Annotated in this window: 1 pseudogene; it reads left to right on the forward strand. The window is 37.3% G+C overall.

Annotation, left to right across the window (positions count from 1 at the left end):
• Positions 1–667 (forward strand): annotated as a pseudogene (locus V6256_RS15140) (IS630 family transposase); the annotation flags it as partial.
• Between the last annotated feature and the right edge of the window lie 70 nt (positions 668–737).

Genomic DNA, 737 nt, shown 5'->3' on the forward strand with positions numbered 1-737 from the left:
ATTTATCATTTACTCAACAAATTAAATCTAAGCTGGATAACAACTCGCTCTAAGCGCCCGAAACAATCAGAAGAAGTACAAGCGTCTTTTAAAAAAATTCCAAATAAATACGATCCTTAAGATCCCTGGGCATATTCATTTAAAAGATGTCTATATTTGGTTTCAAGACGAAGCTAGATTTGGTCAACGCAATACAACGACCAAAATATGGGCAGAAAAAGGGACCAGACCAAGGGCCGTTCAACAGCAACAATTTGAGTATGCTTATTTATTTGGTGCGGTCTGTATCAATACCGGTCAAACCGAAGCATTGGTTATGCGTTTTAGTAATAGTGAAGTGATGAAGGCGCATTTGAGCCTAATTTCTAATGCAACACCAATGGGAAAACATGCTGTAGTCATCATGGATAGGGCCAGCTGGCATCAATCTTATTTAGCTGAAGAGTTTACTAATCTAACTATTATTCACCTTCCTCCCTATTCTCCTGAGTTAAATTCAATCGAGCAAGTTTGGCAATGGATGCGAAACAATGAAATCGCAAATAGGTGCTTTGACGGTTATAACGATATTGTCAATAAATGCTGTGATGCTTGGAATCGCTTCAGTGAAGATAAAAATAGAGTCATCTCACAATGTTATAGAGGCTGGACTAATCTGGAAACTTAATTATCGGAATTGGTATTATACCAATCTGTAAAATTAACTGGTCAGTTTCATCCAATCCCTAAAGCACATA

This window comes from Psychromonas aquatilis (assembly GCF_038155185.1).
Classification (GTDB): Bacteria; Pseudomonadota; Gammaproteobacteria; order Enterobacterales; family Psychromonadaceae; genus Psychromonas; species Psychromonas aquatilis.